This is a genomic window from Borreliella burgdorferi B31 (assembly GCF_000008685.2).
Taxonomy (GTDB): Bacteria; Spirochaetota; Spirochaetia; order Borreliales; family Borreliaceae; genus Borreliella; species Borreliella burgdorferi.
The window spans coordinates 816,300-836,051 of sequence record NC_001318.1 but is presented as its reverse complement, the minus strand read 5'-3'; the positions used below and the strand labels follow the sequence as shown (position 1 = coordinate 836,051).

At 28.3% G+C, this 19,752-nt stretch carries 20 protein-coding genes and 1 tRNA gene; 3 read left to right on the top strand and 18 right to left on the bottom strand.

Going from position 1 to position 19,752, the window contains the following annotated elements; translation table 11 throughout:
* Positions 1-8 precede the first annotated feature (8 nt).
* Positions 9-4,406 carry a translocation/assembly module TamB domain-containing protein gene (locus BB_RS04030; protein ID WP_023003307.1) on the bottom strand — a complete coding sequence of 1,466 codons (4,398 nt, stop codon included), beginning with the start codon at positions 4,404-4,406 and terminating at the stop codon, positions 9-11.
* 82 nt (positions 4,407-4,488) lie between these two features.
* Here BB_RS04030 and tmk point away from each other — a divergent pair, with 82 nt between their 5' ends.
* Complete coding sequence (tmk, locus tag BB_RS04025) at positions 4,489-5,097, top strand: dTMP kinase (RefSeq protein WP_002557382.1); 609 nt, start codon at positions 4,489-4,491, stop codon at positions 5,095-5,097.
* 13 nt (positions 5,098-5,110) lie between these two features.
* The gene (locus BB_RS04020) at positions 5,111-5,734 is read left to right on the top strand and encodes a hypothetical protein (protein WP_010889820.1); all 624 of its coding nucleotides are present in this window, start codon (positions 5,111-5,113) and stop codon (positions 5,732-5,734) included.
* On the opposite strand, the gene BB_RS04015 is transcribed toward BB_RS04020, so the two are convergent.
* The 17 genes from BB_RS04015 to BB_RS03935 form a co-directional block, all read right to left on the bottom strand.
* Complete coding sequence (locus BB_RS04015) at positions 5,731-6,834, bottom strand: thymidine kinase (RefSeq protein WP_002657215.1); 1,104 nt, start codon at positions 6,832-6,834, stop codon at positions 5,731-5,733. The two genes, BB_RS04020 and BB_RS04015, sit on opposite strands and share 4 nt — an antisense overlap.
* A gap of 105 nt (positions 6,835-6,939) precedes the next feature.
* Positions 6,940-8,421, bottom strand: a complete 1,482-nt coding sequence (locus BB_RS04010) for a hypothetical protein (RefSeq protein ID WP_002657212.1) — start codon at positions 8,419-8,421, stop codon at positions 6,940-6,942.
* 10 nt (positions 8,422-8,431) lie between these two features.
* Positions 8,432-10,351 (bottom strand): ATP-dependent zinc metalloprotease FtsH, encoded by a 1,920-nt coding sequence (ftsH, locus tag BB_RS04005; protein ID WP_002656600.1) that lies wholly within the window; start codon positions 10,349-10,351, stop codon positions 8,432-8,434.
* Positions 10,348-11,670, bottom strand: a complete 1,323-nt coding sequence (gene tilS / locus BB_RS04000) for a tRNA lysidine(34) synthetase TilS (RefSeq protein WP_002657033.1) — start codon at positions 11,668-11,670, stop codon at positions 10,348-10,350. Before tilS ends, ftsH begins: the two co-directional genes overlap by 4 nt.
* Positions 11,670-12,236 (bottom strand): aminoacyl-tRNA hydrolase, encoded by a 567-nt coding sequence (gene pth / locus BB_RS03995; RefSeq protein WP_002660982.1) that lies wholly within the window; start codon positions 12,234-12,236, stop codon positions 11,670-11,672. The genes tilS and pth overlap by 1 nt, the downstream gene beginning before the upstream one ends.
* 4 nt (positions 12,237-12,240) lie before the next feature.
* The gene (locus BB_RS03990; protein WP_010889819.1) at positions 12,241-12,789 is read right to left on the bottom strand and encodes a 50S ribosomal protein L25/general stress protein Ctc; all 549 of its coding nucleotides are present in this window, start codon (positions 12,787-12,789) and stop codon (positions 12,241-12,243) included.
* A 23-nt stretch (positions 12,790-12,812) separates the two neighbouring features.
* Positions 12,813-12,884: transfer RNA gene (locus BB_RS03985), tRNA-Gln, on the bottom strand.
* Between the two features lie 64 nt (positions 12,885-12,948).
* Complete coding sequence (spoVG, locus tag BB_RS03980) at positions 12,949-13,242, bottom strand: DNA-binding protein SpoVG (protein WP_002557374.1); 294 nt, start codon at positions 13,240-13,242, stop codon at positions 12,949-12,951.
* A gap of 115 nt (positions 13,243-13,357) precedes the next feature.
* Positions 13,358-13,708 carry a ribosome silencing factor gene (gene rsfS / locus BB_RS03975; protein ID WP_002657555.1) on the bottom strand — a complete coding sequence of 117 codons (351 nt, stop codon included), beginning with the start codon at positions 13,706-13,708 and terminating at the stop codon, positions 13,358-13,360.
* Positions 13,683-14,867 (bottom strand): LCP family protein, encoded by a 1,185-nt coding sequence (locus BB_RS03970; protein ID WP_002557372.1) that lies wholly within the window; start codon positions 14,865-14,867, stop codon positions 13,683-13,685. The genes rsfS and BB_RS03970 overlap by 26 nt, the downstream gene beginning before the upstream one ends.
* Positions 14,864-15,445, bottom strand: a complete 582-nt coding sequence (gene nadD / locus BB_RS03965) for a nicotinate (nicotinamide) nucleotide adenylyltransferase (protein WP_002656094.1) — start codon at positions 15,443-15,445, stop codon at positions 14,864-14,866. Before nadD ends, BB_RS03970 begins: the two co-directional genes overlap by 4 nt.
* 78 nt (positions 15,446-15,523) lie before the next feature.
* Positions 15,524-16,510, bottom strand: a complete 987-nt coding sequence (gene obgE / locus BB_RS03960; protein ID WP_002656945.1) for a GTPase ObgE — start codon at positions 16,508-16,510, stop codon at positions 15,524-15,526.
* Between the two features lie 54 nt (positions 16,511-16,564).
* Positions 16,565-16,810 (bottom strand): 50S ribosomal protein L27, encoded by a 246-nt coding sequence (rpmA, locus tag BB_RS03955; RefSeq protein WP_002656482.1) that lies wholly within the window; start codon positions 16,808-16,810, stop codon positions 16,565-16,567.
* On the bottom strand, positions 16,810-17,130 hold the full coding sequence (locus tag BB_RS03950) for a ribosomal-processing cysteine protease Prp (RefSeq protein ID WP_002657548.1): 321 nt from the start codon (positions 17,128-17,130) through the stop codon (positions 16,810-16,812). Before BB_RS03950 ends, rpmA begins: the two co-directional genes overlap by 1 nt.
* A 5-nt stretch (positions 17,131-17,135) precedes the next feature.
* A complete protein-coding gene (gene rplU, locus BB_RS03945) occupies positions 17,136-17,447 on the bottom strand; it encodes a 50S ribosomal protein L21 (RefSeq protein ID WP_002557366.1) in 312 nt (103 codons plus the stop codon).
* A 56-nt stretch (positions 17,448-17,503) separates the two neighbouring features.
* Complete coding sequence (locus tag BB_RS03940) at positions 17,504-18,034, bottom strand: adenine phosphoribosyltransferase (protein WP_002656149.1); 531 nt, start codon at positions 18,032-18,034, stop codon at positions 17,504-17,506.
* 61 nt (positions 18,035-18,095) lie between these two features.
* On the bottom strand, positions 18,096-18,656 hold the full coding sequence (locus tag BB_RS03935; RefSeq protein WP_002661617.1) for a DUF2147 domain-containing protein: 561 nt from the start codon (positions 18,654-18,656) through the stop codon (positions 18,096-18,098).
* A 235-nt stretch (positions 18,657-18,891) separates the two neighbouring features.
* Here BB_RS03935 and flgF point away from each other — a divergent pair, with 235 nt between their 5' ends.
* A complete protein-coding gene (flgF, locus tag BB_RS03930) occupies positions 18,892-19,740 on the top strand; it encodes a flagellar basal-body rod protein FlgF (RefSeq protein WP_002557363.1) in 849 nt (282 codons plus the stop codon).
* Positions 19,741-19,752: the final 12 nt, after the last annotated feature.

The window sequence follows — 19,752 nt, the reverse complement described above, 5'->3', positions numbered from 1 at the left end:
TTAACAATTTAATATTTAAATTTCCAAGAAATGCCTATATTATTTCCTATTCCATCTAAACCTTTTTTCATAAAATTGTAATCAAACTCATAATTAACCAAAAAAAATGGAGAATCAAACTCAATACCCAAATTGACAACAAAATTTAAATCTTTTGAAAAAGGAGACATTTGTTCTTTCAAAAAACCAAAGCCCCCACTAATAAAAACACCCTCAACAAGATATTTGCCTACCTTAACACTTGTATTGTCAAGAACATCAACAAAAGTAGGATTCCCGATTTTGAAAAAATTACTATTAATAGAATTTTTCAATATATCTGTCTTTATACTCAACAAGTCTAAGTTTAATACAGAACGCATATAATCTTCAATGGGTTGAATTAAAAAATCAAGAGCAATGTCACTTACTATTCCAATTGCCATTTCAGCAGCATTAGTCCCTGCCGATCGCAATCCTCCCTCATACCCTCCTATTGTTGAGCCTGAAAGCAAATATTTAATTTCCTGCTCATTTCTAGAAGGATAAGACATAAACTCAATTTTCCATAAACTTAAAGGACTATCAATGCTTATTGTAACAAGCAGTTTATCATTTCTATCCTTAATAGTATTTGTAGCCTCCGCTTTTATCCATGGATCAAATTTAGCCCTACTCTCATTAAAGGATATATAAGAGCCGCTTTTAAAAATAAATTTTTTATTATTATAATTAACAAAACCACTTGCAATATTCAAATCTCCCTTAATAATAAAATCATCTGTTTTTGTGTCAGATTTTATTACAAGTTTATCCCCTCTTGAAATAGTAGCTTGTAAAAAAGAAATATTACTATCTGGCCAATGAAAAGTAACACCGCTGTCAAAATTTATCTCAAGATCAGTTAAAATATCAAAATCTAGAAGATTAATATCAGTTTGCAATCTTTTTGCTCGTTTGAAAGGATTTATTAATAAATCAACAACAGAACTTTCAAGAGAATAAACCCAAGCATTTGAAATATTTAAAATGCCTTTAAACATAATTTCATCAGCATTTCCTTCAATTGAAAAATCGCCTAAAGCATAGCCTGTAAAGCTTAAGGCAATTTTTTCAAATTTAATAGGAACTCCCGTTCTACCAGTCACATTAATATCTATTTTGTAATAATCAATAATAGTATCACTTAAAAAATTTAAATTTAAACTAGTAGAAACAAAAATCTTGGAATATCGATCTAGGTTAAACTCATTACTAAAAATGATTTTATTATCCTGAATTGCAACTGGCATATCAAATATTTCTAAAGCTCTATCACCACCAAATTTTCTAGAAGCTCTTAAATACTCAGTGCTAATTGATCCTTTTTGAATATTTAAACTTCCATTAATATTAGGATTATACAAATCCCCATCAATATCGAATTCACCATTTAAAACAAGATCGTAAAGAATAAAATGATTGTCAACATTAAATAAAGAATGTGAATCCAAAAAATCTTTGGTGATTATTTTTGAATCAAATTTAATATCTCTCACATTTCCAAGAATTTTATTTTTAATTATTTTGCCTGACGAATTAAAACTAAGGGGCAAATAATCTTTTAAAATAAAGCTATATTCCCCACTGCCATAATGATATAAAACATTAACAAGGTCATAATCAATTGAAGCCATATTAAATTTTTCAAAATCATTGCTAAATTCAATCGTAAGATTGGATAAAGATTCATTTTTATACTTAATGTCTCTAAAGAAAAATTCGCCCTCTGTTTTGGTTTTCAAAACTCCAAATTGCTCTTCAACTCCACTTTGGAAATTTCTAAAATTTGCATTAAACCTGTAAGAAAACAAGTCGCTATTAAAAACTATATTAGATACCCCTATAGAACTGCTTAGGTCATATCTTAAGCTTCCGGTAAGAAACTCTTTTTTATTGCGCTTGGCTTTTATGTCATATATGTTAAGCTTATTATCCAATAATCCTAAATTCATAGAAAACTGAACGGGAACGCCCAAAAAAGTTAATTTATMTGCCTCAAGATATCCACTCAAAGAATAATTTTTAAAATCATTCTTTTTAAAATTTAGCAAAAAATTACCATTAACCTTTCCCTCTAAAAGGGAGAAAGAATTAAAATTGTAAAAATCTAAGTCTTGAAATTTAAGCAAAAAATAACTTCCATATTCATCGGAATTAACCCCTAAAAAATATCTCTCTGAATTTAAGCTAGAAAATAGATTCAAACTTCCATTAAAATTATCTTTTAAATTAAATTGTCCATATCCTTGCAAATTTGAAAGTTTGTTTATAAGTTTAACATCAGAAATGTACAATTTATCATATTCATATAAGCCCTTAAAACCAAAGTTGAAATTATAGGCAGGTGTTTTAGAAACTTTTATTATATTAAACTCGTCTATTTTAAATTTCAAATCTTCATTAAGGCCTAAATAGTTCCCATTAAAATTTATATTTATTAAAAGATCAGAGGTTTTATTGTAAACCTTAAAATCATTAACATTAAGGGTATAAACTACTTTAGAATCAAAATAATTAAAATCTAATTTAATACCAAGAGGAGATTCGGCAACAATAAACTTATCTTTAAGATTAACATTAAAATGCAAAGGATAAACTTTATTCAAATAAGAAAAATTCGTGCTAATATTAAACCCACTTTCAAATAGTTCAACAAACAAGTTAGAATGCAAATTGTGATCATTGTACTGCAAATCAAAATTGTTTGATTTGTAAAAATTTTTTTCTCCACTGGCATCAAGCACAAATTTGAAATTGTCTAACTTTGAAAATACCATGAAATTGAATTTTTTTAATTTATTTTTATGATAATTAAATTTATTAAAATTAAAATCAGAAACCAAATTTAAATATTTACCTGAAAATAAAGTCTTGGGAAAAAAATTTATCAAGTGAGAACTGGGAATAACTTCTTTTAAAAAAAGCAAAGGAAATTCTTTAATACCTAAGCTTAAAGAAAATTCTTCATCATTAAGATCTCCTTTTAAAGAAATTTGAGAGTTTTTATTTTCTAAATAAATCAAATAGTCAACAAAAATTTTATCCTTTAAAAAATAAGTTTTTAAAATTAAATTTTGAAAACTAAGATTTCCAAGACTAAAATTATCAGACTTAACCGAAAAAATATCTTTATCTTTATTAAAATCTAAATACCCATTTAGGTCGTTAAAGTTTAAAATTTTTGCAGACTTAAAGTTAAGACGTCCCATTGGAAGCAAATCTTTCAAAGAATAATAACCTTTATAGTTTACAACCCCCCTTTTAAGCTTTAAAAAAGCATTCTTAACACTTACAATTCTATCATCCCCCTTGATTTCAAGCTGCAAGCCTTGAACTTCTTTTCCTATAGTATCTACATTTAAAGATGAATCTATTATTCCTGCATATCTTAAATCTTTGTCCTTAAAATCATAAGAAAATGCCAATTGCCCATTTAAACTTATATCAAAATAATCTTTATAAATTTCAAAGCCTTTGTTTAGCTTAATCCAATCTAAAAGACTAACATTGAAAAATAAAGCATCTAATCGAACAAAACCATTAGCCTTGTCATAACTTAAATTAAAATCAAAATTCTCTCTTCGTAAATTAAAAATTTTTAAATTTCCTTTTGAATAATTTATTTGGAACCCCTGCTCAAGTAAAGAAAAATAACTTGTTTTAAATTCAAAAAAGCTAAAATTAACATAGCCATCTTCAAAGCCTTTTTTGAATTTCCCCTCAAAATAGAAAGTTGAATCCAAAATTCCATCATCAACTCTTTCAAAGGGTAAATTAATTTCTAAATTTTTAACAGCACTAAAATCAACTACAGAGCTAAATAAAAAATCTTCATCTACGGTACTTAAGGAAAAATTTTTAACTTGAAAATTAAGCCAACTATTATCATTAAGCTTGATATTAATATTGATATTTTCTAAATTAATATTTAATCTATAAAGGTAGTTTAAAATTTTATTAAAAACTGTATTTTCATTGTCAGAATAGGCATTGCTAGGATTTAAATCGCCAGATAAACTAAAGTCGTTTATATCAAAATTGAAATTACTTCCTTTAACATAAACATTTAAAATAATATTTTCATCACCCAAAATTAATTTAAACAGATTTAAATCTATCCTAACAATATCTATTAATATTTTATCTTTTCCATCCAAGCTTAACTCTAAACCGTCTATCTTGATTGATGATAAGAAATACGGTGAAATTTTATCATATTTAATCTTAAAGCCAAATTTTGATTCAAGATATTTTATAGCAAAAAACTTTGCAGAATAAATTTGAGCTTGAACAAATAGATTAATGGAAAAAATTATTAAAACAAAAATAAAAAATGGCAAAATCAACAATATAAATGTCTTACTTCTCAAAAACAACAAATTCATACACTCTATCGATAATTATTATTATATAATAATTATCGATAACCTAATTATTGACACCAAAAGAAAGGAAGAAAAAATATTTGTGATTAAAATATTGAAAAACTTTTATTGCATAGAAGGAATTGATGGAAGCGGGAAAACAAGCATCACTAATAAACTAAAAGCTCTTTGCAACGATGAATCAAGGTATTATTTTACAAAAGAACCATCAAGTGGAATAATTGGAGAAATGATAAGAAAGCAATTAATGAATTTTGAAAATCCTTTAGAAGAATCAACATTTGCATATCTTTATGCTGCAGACCGACACGATCATTTATATAAAAAAGGTGGAATACTGGAAATTTTAAACACAAAATCTAGAAAAATAATAACTGATCGCTATTTATTCTCATCGATTGCATATCAAGGAAAATTAGGATATGAATTAAATAAAAATTTCCCATTGCCTGAAAAAGTATTCTTTATCGAAACAGACCCAAACATAGCTTATGAAAGAATACAGAAAAATAGAACACAAAGTGATCTTTTTGAACTTGAAAAATATAAAACTTTTGAACAAATTGCTCTAAAATATTTAAAAATATTTAAAAAACTAGAAAAAAAAATTAATGTGATTTACATCAACAATTCAATAAAAGATAATTTAGATAAAAACGCAAAAAAAATTTTCAATCTAATAAAATTCTAATATAATTAATCATATGCATATTTTCAAAAATGTCCCCTTCCAAATAAATTTAATTTTATTTCTTTTAGTATCAGTTGCAAAGATAAATGCATCGTCCAAATTTTATTACGCAGAACAATGGTATGTAATTTTTAATTCTCAAATGAAAAAAAAACCTGAAAACTATAAAAAAAATATATTTTTTCTTCAAAAAGCCTTAAAATACCCATTTGGAAATCCAAAATATTCTCTAACTAAAATAGAAACCAAAGAACAGTGGGAAAAATATAAACTTCTTTTCAAAATGCATGTAAACTTGCTTCTAGTTAGGCAAAATTTACATTTAGGAGATTTATTCGACACAAGAAATTTATATTTTTTCAAAACTCCAGAAAAAGATGGAATTATTTCCAATCTAGAAAAATCAAAAAAATTATATAAACTAGCTATTAATTACTACAGCGAAGCACTAAAATACCACAAAAAACTTGAAAATTACACAACTGTTAAACTAGAAAACGATGGAATAACAAACTGGGAAGATGAATATCATAAAATTTCTCTTAAAGAGCTTAATTACTATGACATTATTAAAAAAGAACTACTAAGAATTGACGAAACTAAAGCATTTTTTGAACAAGGGCCAAACTATTATTAAAAAAACTCTTTGCCCTCTTTGGAAAAAAAAATTTTATTTATATAATCCTTATTTAAAGAAAACTTAAAAACAAGATCTTTAAAATTATCCTTACTCAAAATACTATATTCTGAGAAAAGAGTTATTAAGGCTCTTTCTGCTAAAAAAGGCAATTCTAAAATATTTCTTAAAATTTCGGCTCTAAATTCACGCGCTTTTTCACTATCTAAAGAATTTACAAAATTAGAATTTTCAACATCAGTGCTTAGTGCTACAATTTCATTTTCAAGAAATTTTTTATCTCCTTGTGAATATAGCAAAGCAAATGGCTTTAAAAAAGAAAAAAAATATTCCTTACCTATAAGATAATGGTGCATTGAACATCTTGTAGAGTAATTTGGGTAAATAGCAGATTCAATCTCTTCATCGCCACCAACAATAAGCAAAGGATCAAAATAAGGAGCTGGAATTTCTTTATTGTTGTAAAAATAATACCTATACGAAAAAAAAGATTCTTCCATGCAATCAATGTGCCCACAATAAGCTCCAAGCTTATAAATCTTATCTGAATATTCTACTAAAAGTTTGGCAGTATCATTGAAAGATTCTTTTCTAAAATTATAAAGCAGTGTAGGTAATATAAATAAAATATTCTCATTTGATGAAATTTTATTTAAAACAAAAATTAAACGTTCATCATAAAAACATGCCTCATCAATAATAAAAGTGCCACAACTAGGATTAGAGGCTATTAAATTTTCAATATCAAAAGAGTTGCTAGCATAACCAATCTCATCAATTTTATCTTTTCCACCGCCTCTATATGGTATTACGTTTTCTGGATAATCTTGAAACCTCCTCTTGTCGAGAAAATTTCTAATAAAAAATACATTAACCCTACTTCTATTTCCTTTAATAATATTGCCCAATACCTTGAAAGATTTTTTTCTTACAACAAGCGAATCTTTATAAATTTTTGCAGCATATTCTGTTTTTCCACTTCCCATGGGTCCAACTACAAGAATTAAGTTTATTTTTACCCTAAAATCAAAATGACTAACAGAGACAATGTTATTTAATTTAGTATCTTCTTTATTAGCAAAGTCTAAACAAAAACCCAAAAATCCTCCCTAAAGTAAATCAAATTCAATTATATAAATAAAAACAACAAAAAACATTAACATTAAAAGCCTAAAAATTAATAATTTAGGATCTTATTAAAGCTATTATTCAAAAGAATAATAGCTTTCAAAACTATCATCATCTAACAAAGCTTTCTTTATTTTTAGTTTATTCTTCTCATAAATTTCAATATAATTAAATTTTTTAGAACTATTAACTTTTTTATAAATTGAAACCAAACTTCCAACCACATAATTTTTAATTTCTACCAAATTAGATCCAAAATATTTTTTTTTACTTATCAAGCTTGATCTAATATCCAAAACAGAAGTTTTTTCAAAAAATAAATTTAAAGCATTTGGAATAAAAAAATCCCTAATATCAATCAAGAACAACTCTCTGATCCCAAAACTATTAAAATTGCAGCCCAAATTGTTAAAAAGATTAAACTTAAAAGCATGTAAAGCAAAGGTATAAACATCTCTTTTATCAGGATATTGAACCTCAATCATATCAACATAAGGATAAACAGAATAATTTATTTTATAACCAAGCAAACTATTCTCATAATAAACTGGAGACTTATCTTTAAAATAAATTTTATTAAAATATTTGCTATTTAAACTAAATTTGCTGTCAAAATCTACTATTCCTGAAAAAATGCCTACTAAAACTCCATCTTTTAGTATGGCAACATTATTTTTATTATCAATGCAATAAATTCCTGACAAACTTTTATAATCTTCTAAAAATTTACTCTTCATGTCGGGATCCTCTAAAAGATCATAAAACATTTTATATTCATTTATTGTCTCAGGAGGAAATTTTTTAAAAATCCTATAAGCTTCATCAGGATCTAAAAGTTTGTATTTTAAAAAATAAATACCGTGAATTCCATTATATTCTTTAATTTTGCCCTTAAGAAAAGAAAACAAAGAAACAGAATTGTCATAATTAAAATTTGAATTTCTAAATATATAATTAATGTTTTCGGTTGTAAAGAAAAAATCTTCTTTTGATCTAATAGTATTAAAGATGCTAAAAAAAAACCTATCTTCTTTTAAAAACCATTTAAAAAATAAAAAATCATTACCATATAAAGAAAAAGCCTTAAATAAAATTTTTTTGAAATCATCTCCAAAACTTTCAAGTCTTCCAGAAGCTTCAAGCCTCATGCAAATTAAATCTTTGTCTATTTGCAATTCTTCATTCAAGTTTCTATACAAAGTAATAATTTCTTCATACATATTCTTATTTTCATTTTGTCTTAAAAGCAACGAAAAATAATAAGTGTATACTTCTTTAAGGGTTACTGCTTTAAAGTTATTAATATTAATTGCTTCTTTTAATAAATAAATTTTATCCGTTAAAGCAACATTCTCTTTTAATGAAAGCTCATAAAGAGCATCTGAAGCTAGCAAATTGAAATCAAGAGATCCATAAATTAAATCATTTCCTTTTTGTAAATTGGAAAAATTTTTAGACTCATTGAAAAGAATACTTGAAATATCTTCATCTTCTTTGACTGAAATTGCATATAGGTTTATAGAAATAAAAAGAATGAAACCCATCTTCAAATAAAACATAAACACTTGCCTAACCTTTTACATCCTCCCCCTTTACTTCTTTTGTAGTAGAGTCTGATGAAAATAAATCGTATTCATCCTTATTAGCTTCAAAACCCAAAAGCTCTCTCACTTCTTTGTCTGTCAAAGTTTCTTTTAAAACAAGTTCTTTTGCAAGCTTAACAAGTTGATCCTTATGCTTTAAAAGAATATCCGATGCCTCTTTTAAACATTCTTCAAGTATTCTTTTTACCTCTCTGTCAACTTTATCGGCAGTGTTCTCAGAATAAGCTTTAGCCTTTGAAAACTCTTTCGGAAGGAAAATAGGTGCTTCATCGTCTACTAAAAATATTGGACCAACTTCTTCACCCATTCCCCACTCCGTAACCATTTTTTTAGCCAAACTAGTAGCTTGCATTAAATCATTTTGAACACCCGCTGTTGTAACACCCAAATTTATTTGCTCGCTAGCATAACCACCATAGCATATCTTTATTTTGTCAAGAATTTGGTGTTTGTTTATTGAAAGTCTATCTTCCCTTGGAAGAGAAAATGCAACACCAAGTGCCCTGCCCCTTGGAATAATGGTAACTTTGTGAAGTGGATCAGCATGTTCAAGATAATAGTGAAGCAAAGCATGGCCTGCCTCATGATAAGCCGTCTCAAGCTTTTGCCTATCAGTAATAGTCATGGATTTTTTTGCAACTCCCATCAATATTTTATCTCTGGCTTCTTCCATATCCTTCATTAAAATTTCATCTTGATTATTCCTTGCAGCTATTAAGGCTCCTTCATTAATTAAATTTGCAAGATCAGCACCACTAGCTCCAGGAGTAGCTCTTGCTATTACTTGTAAATTAATATCTTTTGAAAGCTTCGTTTTTAAAGAATGAATATTTAATATTGCCTCTCTTTCCTTAATATCAGGCAAAGAAACTGTTACTTGCCTGTCAAATCGTCCAGGCCTAAGCAAAGCAGAGTCAAGAACATCGGGACGATTTGTAGCGGCCATAACAATTACATTGGTATGCGTTCCAAATCCATCCATTTCAACTAACAGCTGATTAAGAGTTTGCTCTCTTTCATCATGACCACCGCCAAGCCCCGCACCACGACTTCGACCAACAGCATCAAGCTCATCAATAAAAATAATACATGGAGAATTTTTTCTAGCATTATCAAATAAATCTCTAACACGACTTGCTCCAACCCCAACAAACATTTCAACAAAATCTGAGCCTGACATGTGAAAGAAACTAACCCCAGCCTCACCGGCAACGGCTTTGGCAAGCAAAGTCTTGCCAGTACCCGGAGAGCCCACTAAAAGCACTCCTTTGGGGATTTTTGCACCTATTTTTTCAAATTTTTTTGGATTTTTAAGAAATTCGACAACTTCTCGAAGCTCTTGCTTAACCTCTTCTTGACCAGCCACATCTTTAAAGGTGATTTTATTCTTTCCAGCTTCATACTTTTGAGCATTACTTTTCCCAAATGTAAAAACCTTCCCACCGCCACCTTGAGTTTGACGAAATATAAAGAAAAAGAAAATAAAAAACAAAATCCATGGCAAAGTTTGTAATAAAACCCCAATCAGAGAAGCTTGACTTTTCCCTGAGCTAAGCTCAACTTTTTTATTTTTTAGTTCTGAAAGTAAATTTATATCAAGATAGGGAATGCTGGTAGAAAAATAAGACTTTGCAAAGTTAGAACCCTTGACGACAAATTGAATCAAATTTTTATCAATTATTACTACAGACTCAACTAGACCATTGTCTAAATAACTCTGAAAAGTGCTATAAGGAACATTTTTATAGCTTTCCCCCCCCCTTATAAAATATGACATAAATATTGCTGAAATTAGAAAAACAACAACAAGTCCTAAAATCCAATTTTTATTCTTTTTTTTGTTGTTAGATTTTCCATTGTTATTCATATTATTATTGCCATTCATTCCTTTAAAAGCCCTCCAATCAAAGATATATTAATTTTTTTAAGAATGCTTTTTTCACTCCATACTAAGTTTAAAGTATTTAAATCAATAATCCCAATTAACCTGTTATCTAATGCTAACAACATTAAATAAGCCGGATTACACCTTATAAACTTAGAAAAAAATTTTTTTGCTTTCAATCTATCCTTAAAAAATTTATACCTAAACTCATAAGAACAACATTTTAATCTTGATACAGAAGCTGCATTACACTCTAAATATTTTAGCAAAATCTTACCTAAAGATAAACTATGCCATTTACCAACTTCCAAAATAAAATCAAAAGGTTTGTAAAATTTTTCATCCCTTTTAAAAATTAAATTAATTTTATTATGCCTTTTTTCTAAAAAAAAATCATTGGTTTTTAACAAAACATTATTTTTTTTCCTATTAATCTCTACTTTAAACGCTTCATTAAGAGCTTTATAAGAAACTTTGGCTGCAATTCCTTCTGAATTTAAAATTTTAAAAATCAATCTAAATACCAAATACTTAGGAAAATCTAAGAAAGTTTTCAGATCAAAAGAATAATAATATTTACCTTTCTCAACAGGAAAAAATTCATCTTTTCCAAAATAATCCGCAAATTCCTTTGAAAATTCAGATATTCTTTTAAGACATTTTTCATATCCTTTAAAAACCTTTTTTATAGCGGGTAGCAAATTATTTCTAACCCTATTTCTTAGATATAAATTTTGAGCATTTGTACTATCAACAAAAAACCCAATATTATTCAAAGATAAAAAATTTTCAATTTCTAGTCTTGAAACCTCAAGCAAGGGCCTTATAATGTTTCTATTGACACTAGGAATACCTGAAAGACCATCCAAAAAAGATCCTTGAAAAAATCTCATAATTATTGTTTCAATTTGATCGTTTTCGTTATGAGCAAGTGCAATATAATTTGCGCCATTTTCTTTAAGAGCATTTTCTAAAGCAATATATCTAAATTTCCTTGCAAGCTCCTCAATAGATACTCCCAACCTAGCTGATTCACTTTTTATATCTATATCACATTTTTTAATTTGTAAAGCAATATTGTAAAGATCGCAAAACCCCTTTACATGCTCTATCTCTTGATTTTGCTCATTATCAGATCTAATAAAATGAGCAAAATAAAATGCAATAACATTATTGCTCAGGTAATATTTTAAATTCAATAATAAAGCCGTAGAATCAGCCCCGCCAGAAAAAGCAACAATAACCCGATTTTTATCTAAAGAATTTTTTTTATAAAATTTATCTATTTTAATTTGTATATTTTCGTCTAAAAAATGCATTAAAAATTACTAGAATTAATTTTTTGAACCTTATTTTTAAAATTTGCTTCGCTAATATCAATCAGCTCATCACTTAAAAAATCATACAATTTTTCAAGTCTATCCATTTCATCCTTGCAAAATCTAGAAAGAACAAAACTCTTTATATCACGCATAAGATTGCTTCCAACCCCAATATAAAGTCTACTATAGTTAGAGCTTCCAAGAACACTTGAAATCGATCTAAGACCATTATGAGTAGACACACCACCTCGCTCTTTAAGCCTGCATTTTCCCAGGGGAAGATCAACATTGTCAAGAACCACTAATAAATTCTTTATACACATATAAAAATCTGAAAATATTGAAGGAAATAGAGAGCCACTTAGATTCATATAGGTCAATGGCTTAACCAAAATTACTCTTCCGGAAATCATTTTTAATTCTGAATATTCATACTTTTTTTTTCTCTTTAAAAAAAGGCCGTTTTTAGAAACAATTTTATCCAAAAGAGAAAAACCAACATTATGCCTAGTTAAAGAAAATTCTAATCCAGGGTTTCCTAATCCAAGTATCAACAACCCCATAAAATCACTTTATAATAACAACTTCCAAATTCTCGTCATTTTCTGCAAGCCTAACATTAGAAGGCAACACAAGATCTTTAAGAAGAACGCTATCTCCTTTATTAACAGGAGTTAAATCAAGCTCTATGAATTCTGGCAAATCCAAGGGCAAAGACCTTACCTTAACCTGCTCTTTTAAAACAGTCAAAATTCCACCTTCTTTAACCCCAATAGAAGCTCCAATAAGCTTAATAGGAACATATTTTTCAAGCTCAACATTCCTATCTACTTCGTAAAAATCAATATGATAAATGAGCTTGCTGGCAATATTTTCTGCAGCATCTTTAACAAAAACACATCTTTCAAGCTTGCCATCATCTAATATTAAGACAGTATTATCCGTAAATTTTGCAAATTTCTTATTAAATTCACTACTCTTAATTCTCAAGTGTGAAACATCCTTACCTTGCCCGTAAACAACAGCTGGTATTTCAGACTTAGCTCTTATTCTGCGAGCATTAGAAGATCCAAAGCTTGATCTATATTGGCAACTTAAAACCCTGCTATTTTCCACCAAAAAACTCCTAATGTAAAATACTGGGACGGAAGGATTCGAACCCTCGAATGACTGGACCAAAACCAGTTGACTTACCACTTGTCGACGTCCCAAATACCTTATTAATACTTACAATTGACAAGCATACAAGATACAACGAGCTTTGTCAACAATTATCTAAAAATCTAATTCAAGTTCAAGATCGGCTGGATTTTCTCTTATATATTCCTTAAAAATAGAAGTTTGCAAAGCTTTTCTAAAATCCTGACTAATAGGATGTACAATGTCTTTATATTCACCGACTCTAGTTCTTCTGTTAGGCATCGCAATAAATACTCCCTTTTGCCCTTTAATAACTCTAATATTGTGAAGAACCAAACAGTTATCAAAAGTAACTGCAACATATGCTAATAATTTAGAACCAGAATTTTTACTATCAACTTTCTTAATCCTTATGTCTGTAATATCCACTTATAAGCCTCCCGCAAAAAGTACATAACTTAAATCTAAAATATTTTCTATTTTTTGTAAACACGTTTTTATGATATTTTTAGTTTTTTTAATTAATTTTAATTAAACTAAGTAATTAGGGATAAATAATGGTTCCTTTGGACCATATTTTTTCAAGCTCATAGTATTCCCTAGATTTTTCACTCATTAAATGAATTACCAAATTTGCACCAGAAACAACAGTCCAGTCATAAACCAACCCTTTTCCTTCAGCATTAAGATTAATTTTTTTTTCTTTAAAGAATTTAATTATCTTGTCAATATATAAAGCTTCCATTTGCTTAAATGATACAAAAGTGGCTATTATAAAAAAATCAGTCCAATTACAAATATCGCTAACATTAATGCCTATAACATCAATTCCATTAAAATCACTTATTATTTTACATAAATCATTAATATCATTTACTTTTAACATACCTTCCATCAAAATCATCTCCTAAAATAACTATTACATCAGGATTAATATCAAGATTATCAAGCTCTAACAATCTTTTAGCTTGAACCTCAGAAATTGGCTTAATATTTGAAGTTTTAATTACCTCTCCAACCCTAACAGCCATTTCTAAATTATCCGAATTATTTATAATCAGGGTATTTTTATAAGAATTTTTATCTGCATTACCAAATTTTAAAACTTTAAATTTTAAAGAATTAAAAATATTTGCTGTTTTTTTTGCAAGCCCAACAACTTTTGTTCCATTTAAAACAACAATCTTTACTATCTCTTCTGCACCTTCATTAACCAACTCTTTGTTTAATTTATCCACCGATTCTTTTAAAATAGCACCCCCATAATAAGGAAAAACCACCTTTATCAAATTATTATCATTATCCTTAAAAATCTCTTCTTGTCCTTTAATATTAATAGAAATAATTTTATCATTATTTATTTTATAATTTTTAACAATATACTTAAAAACAACCTCTGAAAGGTTAGTATCTAACATGGAATATATTTTAAAAAAACTGTCATTTTCAATGCCAAAATCTGAAATTTGAAAAAGAAGTCTTTTAAAAAATTCTTTAAAAAATTCAACTCTCTCTTCAAACTGATTAACATCATTAAAATATCTCAAATAATCATAAGCCTTATCACCATCAAAATTAGAAGTGCCAGAGGGTATTAAAATAGAATCCTCGAAACTATAAACTTTCACTGGGTTTTTAACAAGAAGTCTAACTCCCCCTAAGTAATCAATAAGCCTAACAAAATTTTCTTTTTGAAAACGAATATAATAATCTGATTCATGAGATAATTGTGTATAAATTTTAGATAAAAATTTATTAAAAGAATTTTTTTTATAAAGATCTTTAAACCAAGATATATTCCCTTTTAAATCTTCATATCCAGTATGAATTGGAATATCAAAAAACCCAATATTTCCTGTTTTCATATTAATAAAAATTTCTTGCATACTTACAAGGTTTTTGTTAAGATCTTCTATTAGAAACAAAAAACTAATATTACTCTTTGTATTAAGCTCGAAGTAAACCAACTCTTTTTTCGAACTTCTAATAAAAAAAATTACTACACTTGCTATTATTAAAACAATTAAAAATAAAAAAATTAAATCCTTTCTCAAACATTTACCTTTTTAACATATAAATTATTATCTTTAATGTATTTTAACACACCAAAAGGCAATAAATAGCTGACGGGCAATCCATTTACAATTCTATTTCTAATCTCTGATGAGGAAATCGGTATTATTTTATTATCTATATAAATATGCTTAAAAGAACTTTTAAGTCTCTCTTTGTAGATTCTATGAGCAACAACAAGTTCAACAGAACTTACAATACTTTGAGGATCTTTCCATGAATCAAAATTTTGAAAAAGATCATCGCCAATAATTAAAAAAAGTTTATCGTTTTTGTATTTTTTTTTAACACAAGAAATAGTATCAACAGTATAAGTTATACCACCATTTATTATGTCGCAATCATCTATGAACATTTTATCTTCATTCTCTAATGCAAGCTTGAGCATATCTATTCTATTGCTAACACTAACATTCTCATCAATCAATTTATGAGCTGGATTGCAAGTAGGAATAAATATTACTCTATCAATATTTAATAAATACTCTATTTCTTTAGCCAAAAAAATATGTCCAATATGAACTGGATTATAAGTGCCCCCTAATATTGCAATTCTCACGATTTCTTTCCTAAATAAAATCTGATATCCAAAAACCAAGTCTTAAAAATAAAAAGCCCACAATAAAAATCAATTTTATTAAAAAGTTTTAGCCAAAATAAAAAATTCTTTAATAAGTTCATCAATTCCTCTATTCTCATAAATAGAGATGCCAACAACCTTTTCTTTTCCTAAGGCTTTTATCAGGCAATCAAAATTTTTCTCAGAACCGTCCAAATCAAGCTTGTTGGCAATAATAATTTTTTTTTTATTAAAAAGCTTATGGCTATAAGATTTTAATTCATTTAAAAGAATGTTATATGACTCCAAAAAATTTGCTTCAGAAATATCAATAACCAAAGCTAAAATTTTAGTTTTAGCAATATGCTTTAAAAATTTAGTCCCGAGCCCTACTCCAAAACTAGCACCTTTAATTATTCCGGGAATATCTGCAATAATCAAATCATCATAAGAACGCCTGAGCATACCAAGATGAGGAATCTTTGTTGTAAAAGGATAATTTGCGACCCTAGATTTTGCTGAGGTTATCCTATTAAGAAGAGAAGATTTACCAGCATTGGGTAATCCAACAAGCCCAATATCCGCCACCAAAAAAAGTTCAAGACGCACGCTCAAACTATTACCCGATTCTCCAGGTTGAGCAAACCTTGGAACCCTTCTAACTGAAGTTTTAAAATTCCAATTACCAAGACCCCCTCTGCCACCTTTTAAAACAACAAATTCGTCATTTAAATTTTTAAGCCTATACAAAAGAGTTCCATCATTTTCATTATAAACTTCTGTATTTGGAGGAACAAAAAGAGTTAAATCTTTACCATTAGCACCACTTCTTTTAAAACCCATTCCAGGTTTACCATTTTCAGCACAAAGCACATGACCATTTTTGTAAAAAGATAAAGTGCTAAGATTTTCCCTCACCTTGAAAATTACACTCCCACCACTCCCACCGTTTCCGCCATCTGGACCACCTTTTGCATTAAACTTTTCTCTTAAAAAAGAAACACACCCAGAACCACCATTGCCCGAAACTACCGTTATATTTACAGAGTCCTTAAAGTTATACAAACTTTCTCCAATTTTTCAATTAAAACCAAAAATCTCCAATCTTTTCAATTAAAACTAAACAATACTTACGTATTTTCGCCCCTTTAAAGTTTTAAACTCTACCTTACCAGATGAAAGCGCAAATATTGTATAATCTCTTCCAAGACCAACGTTTTTACCTTTATGAAACTTTGTACCTCTTTGTCTAACAATTATCTCTCCAGCTTTAACAAACTGACCACCACTTCTTTTAACTCCAAGTCGCTTGGATATAGAATCTCGTCCATTTTTTGAACTACCACCACTTTTACTTGTTGCCATTAATTTTCCTCCAAAACTAATTTAATATCATTAGGATACTCAAAGCACAAATCATTTATGCCTCTAATTAAAAACCTACTATAGTAAAAAAGACTTTCTTTGTTCAAATCCTTAAAAAAGGGCTTAAATTCTAAATAACCTCTTTTTGAATTTTTCACAACAAAAGCCTCACCCTCAAGATCAAGAACACTAAAAAAGGTTCTCAAAATAAAAGAAAAAGAAGAACAGACAACGTTAACATTATTCTTACCTATAGCATGACCATTGGCTAAAAGATAAATAATTACATCGTCTTTTACTTTTACCAAAACATTAATCAATATACTTAAAAAACTATTTCATCAACCAAAATATAAGAATAGGTTTGCCTGTGCCCAACTTTTCTCTCACTTGATTTTCTTCTTCTGTATCTGTAAGAAACAACCTTTTTATCTTTTTTATCTTCTTTATAGGTACATCTAATAAGAGAATTTACGACATAAGGCTTTCCTATTTTAACCTCTCCGTCTTTATTAATAAGCAAAACACTATTAAATTCCAACTTATCTTTTTCAACAGGAGAAATTTTGTCTATTTTTAAAAATTCACCCTCAATAGCCTTATATTGCTTGCCATTTATTTCTACCAGTGCATACATATATTACCTCAACTAAACATTGTAAATTTAATAAAAAAGAAAAGTCAAGCATTAAATTAATTATACCTTACAAGGGAATTGACTTCATAACTTTCAAGACTTTGTCTACCATTAATAGCGCAAAGCTCAATAAAACAAAAAATATCCTTAACCTTGCCCCCGGCTCTCTCTAGCAAAATTGCAGACGACTTTAAAGTTCCACCGGTAGCTAATATGTCATCTATTAAAAGAATATTGGAATACGTCCTAACATCGTCTTTGTGCACCTCTATTCTCCCAAAACCATATTCAAGCTCATACTCTTCACTAAAAACCTCTCTGGGCAATTTACCCTCTTTTCGAATTAAAACAAGGGGTAGCTGCATTTTTAAAGACAAAGGAGCACCTATTAAATATCCCCTAGACTCAACAACTGCAATGCAATCGATCTTTTTAAAATTATAAAAAGAATATACTTCATTTATTAATGAACTATAAACTTCGGGTTTTAGCAAAACGCTAGTAATATCATAAAAAAGAACACCCTTTTTAGGAAAATTGGGTATTTTTGAAATAAACTGATCATAATACTCTGTCTTATTTTTCATAACCTACTTATCCCATCTATATGTTTATATATTTTTCAAATATCAAGACCAAAAGCCAAATTTATTTTTTCACAGGGGGCGCTGGAACAAGATTATGCAAATCTAATTTTGGTATTTCATCATCTTTAGCTCTTGTCCAAATTTTACTTCTACCAAAAATCCAAACTTTCCCCTTGGTAATAAGATTTCCGGTTTTACTATCAACACGCATCTCAGAATTATAAATTTTACCGTTTTTAGGATCTATTATTTTGCCCCTATCCCACTTTTTAGAAGAAGAAGAATACTTAAGACCCCACATAAAATCAAGACCCTCTATTGCAAGATTTTCAAACCCAACTACAGTATCTCCTGAAGGATTTTTAGCATCATACTTTTTGCCATCTTTTATTATAGTTAAAATTCGGCCATAAACTTCCCCATTATATTTATAAATATAGATAATAGAATTCTTTATGTTACTTACATCATTATAACCAACCCAATATCCTAAAACTTCATTTTCAAAAACAGGGTTTTCATCCTTGCTAACAATGTCCTTTTCATTTGAATCTTCTGAATTTGCAAATAAAAGCATTGAAAAACAAAAAAAAAGAAAAAACTTTGAAAAAACTCTAGTCATCAATCCTCCTTAAAACCAAATTATAGCTCTTTTTTTAAATTACTCATGTAAGGCAGCTAATTTAAAAATTAGCCACAAACATCATTATACAACTTATTTTATAATTTTAATTATTAAGATAAAAACCTAGACAAAAAAATATAAAATTAAGCAAAAACACAACAGGCCAATTAATTGTTATATGGGACAATTAATGCTAATATTAATAAAGTTAATTGTCTTTAAGGATTTAACCGTGGTAAGAGGAATTTATACAGCTGCCAGCGGAATGATGGCAGAAAGGCGCAAGCTTGATACCGTGTCAAATAATTTGGCAAACATAGATCTTATTGGATACAAAAAAGATTTGTCTATTCAAAAAGCATTTCCAGAAATGCTAATAAGAAGACTAAATGATGATGGTCTTTATAAATTTCCCAAAGGACATCTTGAAACAGCTCCGGTTGTGGGCAAAATAGGAACAGGGGTTGAAGAAAATGAGATATACACAGTATTTGAACAGGGCCCATTAAAAACTACTGGCAATCCATTAGATTTAGCACTCACCGATCAAGGATTTTTCGTAATACAAACTTCAGATGGAGAAAGATATACAAGAAACGGTTCTTTTACTATTGGAAAAGAAGGAATCCTTGTTACAAAAAGCGGATTTCCCGTTCTAGGAGAAAAAGGATACATATATCTTAAGAAAAATAATTTTAAAATAACACCTCAAGGACAAGTCTTTCACAATTCAAACTTTGAATCAGACCCCAAAAGACTTGTTAGCGAGTATGAAAATTCTTGGGAAAATTATGAGCTGCTTGATACCATTAGAATTGTAAATTTTGAAAATCCCAGATTTCTCAAAAAACAGGGAAATTCTTTATGGATCGATACAAAAACATCTGGCAAAGCACAAGAAATTGATATATCATTAAGGCCTAAAATAGAAACAGAAACACTTGAGGCTTCCAATGTTAATGCTGTTAAAGAAATGGTTTTAATGATTGAAATTAACAGAGCTTATGAAGCTAATCAAAAAACAATACAGACTGAAGATAGTCTATTGGGAAAATTAATAAATGAAATTGGAAAATATTAAGGAGCATGTTTT